The organism is Dissulfurispira sp. (assembly GCF_036745535.1).
Taxonomy (GTDB): Bacteria; Nitrospirota; Thermodesulfovibrionia; order Thermodesulfovibrionales; family Dissulfurispiraceae; genus Dissulfurispira.
This window is the reverse complement of the sequence record NZ_DAIOFX010000089.1, coordinates 1-5,492: the sequence shown is the minus strand read 5'-3', so window position 1 is coordinate 5,492 and position 5,492 is coordinate 1. Positions and strand designations below refer to the sequence as shown.

Here is a 5,492-nt window from a genome sequence, read left to right as displayed (position 1 = left end):
CCCTTACTGTTTAAAAACTGGCTGTACTTTTTATCGGTTCCGAGTATATGGTTTTGGATCCAATCTCTCAAGAAACCTAACACCTCCACTGTGATAACCGGCGCACCTTGCTGAAAGTCCTTCTGGAGTTCTATTGCCTTTTGAGTGAGTTTCTCATGCTCTGCTTTATGCGCTTTGTATTCAGGATAGCCGTGTGTACTCATGAATCTTTCTTCTGTGGCAAAGTGTGTTCCCACGTATTGAATTAGCTCTGTAAGCGTCTTGCCCAATACCTCAGTGCCCTTACCTGCCTTCATTGAATCATGCAGTGAATTAAGCAGATCCACAAGTTTCTTATGCTGGCTGTCAATCTCTTTGATGTTTACACTGTACTTATCGCTCCACACAAATAATGCCATGTTACACCTCCTACTAAGAATATGTGTTATAAGATTTATACAAACGGGTTTTACCCGTTAAAGTTGGACAGGCAGGAGAACTGCATGTTTCCTGGGTCAATGAACCCTTTTTTGTTAGTTAGCCCTTCCAAACTCCATGTAAATTGCAATACTCCCTTGCAGTAATTGCCGATGCATCAATCATGAAAACAGCTTCTGGCACATCACCCGGTTTTAAGAATTGACGATATGCTTTTCCATCTGCTATAACCTCTATCCACTCAATGTAATGTTTTTCTTCCATTGGATGGGGAACGCTCCCAACCTTTACTTTAAAGCCGCCTTCTATCTTTTCCACTACAGGAACATGTTTTTCCTGAGACGCGTCCACTGTATTCTCTTCATAGAACTTCATTGGCTGGCCGCAGCACACCAATTGCCCTATGCCTTCGTGTATCATCTCCACCATGTTGCCGCATATTTCGCATTTGTATATTTGCAGTCTCTTTGTCATCTCTACCTCCTTTGATTATTGGCAGGGCTAAAGCCCTGCCACATGTAAGTTTATTTTTCCTCGTATGCCTCGTAAACCTTTCCGACCATTTTGGGAGAAGGTGTAAGGGTCTTGTCGCCTTCTTCCTTCCATTTTGCAGGGCATCCTTCTGCGGTATGCTTTGCAAGGTGGAGGTTTGCCTTGAACTTCCTCATCAGCTCATCGATATTTCTACCCATGTTGTAGAAATTGACTTCGGAATTGAGGAGTTTGCCTTCGGGGCTGATTATAAATGTCCCTCTCAATGCAAGTCCTGTAGCTTCGTCATATACGCCAAACATCCTCGATAATTTCCCTGTCGGGTCTGCACCCATGGGATATTTGACATCCTTAAGCATCTTTTCTTCCCTCTGCCATGCAAGCTGGACAAACTTTGTATCGGTGCTGACTGTAATCACCTCTGCACCCATCTTTTTAAACTTTTCATACTGCTCTGCCAGAGCAGCGAACTCAGTAGCTCAGACAAATGTAAATGCAGCGGGATAGAAGAAAAGAATTGTCCATTTCTTGTCTGCCTTTAATGTTTCAAGGCTTATCTCCCCGAAATCCCCTTTTGTCGGCTCGAATGTATCGAGCTTGAAATCAGGAACGTCCTGCCCAACCTTTAATCCGCAACAAATTTCGCTCATAATTCATACCTCGGAAATTTAGTTTTTAATTAGAAGCCAAAGGCTCCAGTTTGTTGTTAAAAATTAAGACTTCTGCATTGTGCCTTTTTCACCGCACTTCGAGCACTTCTGGGGCTTGCATCTGCCCTCTCTTGTCGTGCCGCATTTACTGCATTTAAAGACTGCCACTTTACTCACCTCCTTTATTCTTTTGCCTTGCACTTTGAACATATACCGTAAAACTCTATATGGTTGCCGATTATCTCAAAGCCTGCCCTCTCGCCATTGGCGATAGGCAGCTTATAGTCGCCATGTATATCCACAATCTTTTTGCATTTAACGCATATAAGATGGTGATGGGGTTCGGTATCCGGATCGAACCTTTTTTTGTCGGGGTCGATCGCAAGCTCCAGAAGGCCGCCCTTCTGCCTCAATGTTTCGAGGGTGTTGTAGACAGTTGCAAAGGACATTGTAGGAAACTTCTTTGAAACCGCCCTGTAAATATCCTCTGCCGACGGATGGTCCTTATTCCCATCGAGATAATCGAGGATCGCAAGCCTCTGCGGGGTAAGCTTTAATCCTATGTCTTTGTATTTTTCCATTTCCTATCTCTTTAGAATTATTCTTATTAACTATAACTTATCATATTAGAGTTATTATTATCAAGTAATTTTTTTAAATTGACTGCTGAAGGAGAAAGGGACAAAATGTTAAACTTAAAAATGGCTGAAAATATTCTCATTCGTGGCGTTAACTGGATCGGCGATGCTGTTATGACCATGCCCGCCATAAGGGCATTGAGAAAGGCATATCCAGAATCAAAAATCAGCCTGCTCGTAAAGCCATCTGTTTCACCAATTTTTGAGAGGGATCCAAATATCGATGAGATCATGTTATATGAAGAAAGATTTTCAGGGATATTTGGAAAATTGAGACTTGCTATGAAGCTGAGGAGAGGGCATTTTTCCAATGCAATACTCTTACAGAATGCCTTTGATGCTGCACTCATAACATTCCTTGCAGGCATCCCCGAAAGAATAGGATACAGCAGGGACGGAAGGGGATTTCTTCTTACGAAGCCGATTCCCTCTGGTGGCGATGACAGAAAAGCACATCATATAGATTATTATCTTAACCTTTTTAAAGCTGCAGGCATAAATGCGGAATATTCAAATCCATGGATTTATCTTTCCATCGATGAGCGATTATCAGCAAGGGATAAATTATCATCGCTGAAAAGACCGATCTTAGGGATAAACCCGGGCGCTACATATGGATCTTCAAAGAGATGGTTCCCTGAAAGATTCGCACAGGTTGCAAACTGGTTTATAAAGGAAACAGACGGCAGTGTTGCAATCTTCGGCGGCAGGAATGAAGTGGATATTGCAGAGGAGATAGATAAACATATCAATGAGAATAAAATCTTCCTTGCCGGAATGACTTCTCTCAGAGAGCTTATTCCGCTTATTTCAGAATGCGATGTGTTTGTCACAAATGATTCCGGACCAATGCATATAGCCTATGCAGTTGGTACGCCCATAGTTGCCATATTCGGCTCAACAGATCCGGATTTGACAGGCCCTGTGGGAGGCAATAATATTGTAGTCAAGACAGACCTTGCATGCAGCCCATGTTTTGAGCGAACATGCAAAAATAATGATATGAAGTGCATGTATACCGTTACACCTGAGGATGTATATTTCGGGGTCAAGGAGTTATTGCCTGTAAAAAAGGCTGTGTTTTTTGACAGGGACGGCACATTGTGCAGGGATGCCGATTATCTGAACAACTGGAATGACTTTAAGGTCTTCCCTGAAATAGATAGTTTGAACGAGTTAAAGGGAAAAGGTTTTGTCCTGATCGGTGTGAGCAACCAGTCGGGAATCAGCAGGGGGATTGTGGATGAACAATTCGTAAAGGAAGTGAATCAGGTATTTATCGATAAATACGGGTTTGACGATTTCTATTATTGTCCGCATGGTCCTGATGAGAATTGTTCATGCAGAAAGCCCGAGCCGGGAATGCTTTTAAGTGCAAGGGCAGATCACAGGATTAATCTGAAAGAGTCTTATGTTGTTGGAGACAAGGATGCCGACATGCTCCTTGCAAAGGCTGTTGGAGCTAAGGGTATACTTATAAAGACAGGCAAACAGCAGGAATCAGCCCATGCTGATTTTGCAGCCGATAACCTGAAAGATGTTGTGGATTTAATAATATCCCATGAATAAAATTTCGATAAAGAAGATTCCTAAAAAAATATTGGTTATAAAGCCGAGTTCTCTCGGTGATATTGTGCACAGCCTTCCATTTCTTAATGCTGTAAAGGATGCTTTTCCCTCTGCTGAAATACACTGGGTAGTAGCAAAGGGTCTTGAAGGCCTCCTCGAAAACCATCCCATGGTGAAAAGACTTTGGGTAATCAATAAAGACCAGTGGAAGAATCTGAAGAAAATAAAAGAGACAGCTATAGAATTTAAGAGTCTATTTAAAGAACTTGAAGATGAATCCTATGATATTGTAATAGACCTTCAGGGTCTTCTGAGAAGCGGCATATTGACATATGCAACCCGCGCTTCTGTCAGGGTCGGCTTTAAAGAGGCAAGGGAGGGCAGCATCCTGTTCTATACACATAAGGTTAAAGGTGGAAGGGAAATACATGCAGTGGACAGGTATTTGAAGATTGCATCTGCTGTCGGCTGTGAGATTGAGGATGTGAAATTTCCCATGCCGCTCATTATAGAATCCAAAAGTGTAAAGAAACTAAAGGAAGATATTGGAGATTATGCAGTGCTTGTTCCGGGTGCTCGATGGAAAACAAAGAGATGGCAGCCTGCGAATTTCGGAAAACTTGCATCCATTCTTGACATAAAGACTGTGATAGTCGGAAGCGCAAGCGATGCAGAAATAGCTAAGGGCATTGAATTTTGCTCCGGTGGAAAGGCATTGTCAATAGCAGGGAAAACAGATATAAAGGAGCTTATATCCATAATCGGGGGTGCAAGGTATGCTATCACCAACGATTCAGGGCCAATGCATATAGCTGCCGCCTTTGGTATTCCTGTGGTTGCGATATTTGGTCCGACAAACCCTGTGAGGACAGGGCCATATGGCAGAAATCATATTATAGTTAAGTCGGATATTGGGTGTGCGCCGTGTTATAAGAAGAATTGCAAGAGGGTTAAATGTATGGATGATGTATCTGTTGAGAAGGTATACGAAGCAGTAATGAGCATTTGTTAAATCGAAATTAAGTGATTTTGTAAGGCAGGCACTGCTACAAGACTTTAAAAGTCCTTGTTCATGTGCATATGTAAGATTATAGATGCATTATCCATCAAGTATCCAATGTAGTAGATGACGGATACAAGATAGAAGTTTACACAAGTGCGGAGTTTAAAGTCTTTCCGCAGCACCTGCCTTACAAATCTGAATATAAAATAGCTTATTTTAAGCTAAAATATAGGAGGAGATATGAAGTATCAGGTTGGTGAGACAGGAAGGGTTGTTGTTGCGCGGTTTGAGGACAGGGACAATATCTTGCAGGGACTCAGTGAGATTGCAAAGAAGGAAAATATAAGAGCAGGCGTATTCTATCTTGTTGGAGGCATGAGAAGCGGCAGATTTGTGGTAGGCCCTGAAAAGGAAGAACTGCCGCCGATTCCCATATGGCGTGAGCTTGGTGAAAGCCACGAGATTGTCGGGCTTGGAACTATTTTCTATCAGGGCGATGAGCCAAAGGCCCATTTTCATGGAGCATTCGGAAAGAAGGATAATGTGAGGGTAGGCTGCGTAAGGGAAAATGCAGAGACATTCCTTGTCCTTGAGGCGATAATAATTGAGATAAAGGGTGTGAATGCAGTCAGGGAGTTTGATCCGGTTTCGAATATGGTATTGCTCACTGTAAAATAAGGCTTTTAGACAGGTAAATCCTCATTTTCAAAATCAGGTTGTCCC

General features: G+C 42.4%; 8 protein-coding genes. 3 read left to right on the top strand and 5 right to left on the bottom strand.

The window, feature by feature from the left end; genetic code table 11:
• From V7L97_RS10825 to V7L97_RS10810, 5 genes are all read right to left on the bottom strand, one after another.
• Positions 1-398: bacteriohemerythrin (locus V7L97_RS10825; protein ID WP_333655890.1), on the bottom strand; the 398-nt coding region annotated here is incomplete at its 3' end.
• Positions 399-516: 118 nt separating this feature from the next.
• Complete coding sequence (locus tag V7L97_RS10820) at positions 517-891, bottom strand: desulfoferrodoxin (RefSeq protein WP_333655888.1); 375 nt, start codon at positions 889-891, stop codon at positions 517-519.
• Between the two features lie 50 nt (positions 892-941).
• The gene (locus tag V7L97_RS10815) at positions 942-1,559 is read right to left on the bottom strand and encodes a peroxiredoxin (RefSeq protein ID WP_333655887.1); all 618 of its coding nucleotides are present in this window, start codon (positions 1,557-1,559) and stop codon (positions 942-944) included.
• Positions 1,560-1,622: 63 nt separating this feature from the next.
• Positions 1,623-1,727: an RCKP-type rubredoxin-like domain-containing protein gene (locus V7L97_RS13110; protein ID WP_442891822.1), complete on the bottom strand. Its 105-nt coding sequence runs from the start codon at positions 1,725-1,727 to the stop codon at positions 1,623-1,625.
• A gap of 14 nt (positions 1,728-1,741) precedes the next feature.
• Positions 1,742-2,140 (bottom strand): Fur family transcriptional regulator, encoded by a 399-nt coding sequence (locus V7L97_RS10810; RefSeq protein WP_333655886.1) that lies wholly within the window; start codon positions 2,138-2,140, stop codon positions 1,742-1,744.
• 105 nt (positions 2,141-2,245) lie between these two features.
• Here V7L97_RS10810 and waaF (V7L97_RS10805) point away from each other — a divergent pair, with 105 nt between their 5' ends.
• From waaF (V7L97_RS10805) to V7L97_RS10795, 3 genes are all read left to right on the top strand, one after another.
• Positions 2,246-3,766, top strand: a complete 1,521-nt coding sequence (gene waaF / locus V7L97_RS10805; protein ID WP_333655885.1) for a lipopolysaccharide heptosyltransferase II — start codon at positions 2,246-2,248, stop codon at positions 3,764-3,766.
• Positions 3,759-4,778 carry a lipopolysaccharide heptosyltransferase II gene (gene waaF / locus V7L97_RS10800; RefSeq protein ID WP_333655883.1) on the top strand — a complete coding sequence of 340 codons (1,020 nt, stop codon included), beginning with the start codon at positions 3,759-3,761 and terminating at the stop codon, positions 4,776-4,778. The genes waaF (V7L97_RS10805) and waaF (V7L97_RS10800) overlap by 8 nt, the downstream gene beginning before the upstream one ends.
• A 231-nt stretch (positions 4,779-5,009) precedes the next feature.
• Complete coding sequence (locus V7L97_RS10795; RefSeq protein WP_333655881.1) at positions 5,010-5,447, top strand: PPC domain-containing DNA-binding protein; 438 nt, start codon at positions 5,010-5,012, stop codon at positions 5,445-5,447.
• Positions 5,448-5,492: the final 45 nt, after the last annotated feature.

What these genes read in the sequence shown, in the direction of transcription:
- V7L97_RS10820 (WP_333655888.1), bottom strand. Translation starts at nt 891, where the DNA reads ATGACAAAGAGACTGCAAATATACAAATGCGAAATATGCGGCAACATG.
- V7L97_RS10810 (WP_333655886.1), bottom strand. Translation starts at nt 2,140, where the DNA reads ATGGAAAAATACAAAGACATAGGATTAAAGCTTACCCCGCAGAGGCTT.
- waaF (WP_333655885.1), top strand. Translation starts at nt 2,246, where the DNA reads ATGTTAAACTTAAAAATGGCTGAAAATATTCTCATTCGTGGCGTTAAC.
- waaF (WP_333655883.1), top strand. Translation starts at nt 3,759, where the DNA reads ATGAATAAAATTTCGATAAAGAAGATTCCTAAAAAAATATTGGTTATA.
- V7L97_RS10795 (WP_333655881.1), top strand. Translation starts at nt 5,010, where the DNA reads ATGAAGTATCAGGTTGGTGAGACAGGAAGGGTTGTTGTTGCGCGGTTT.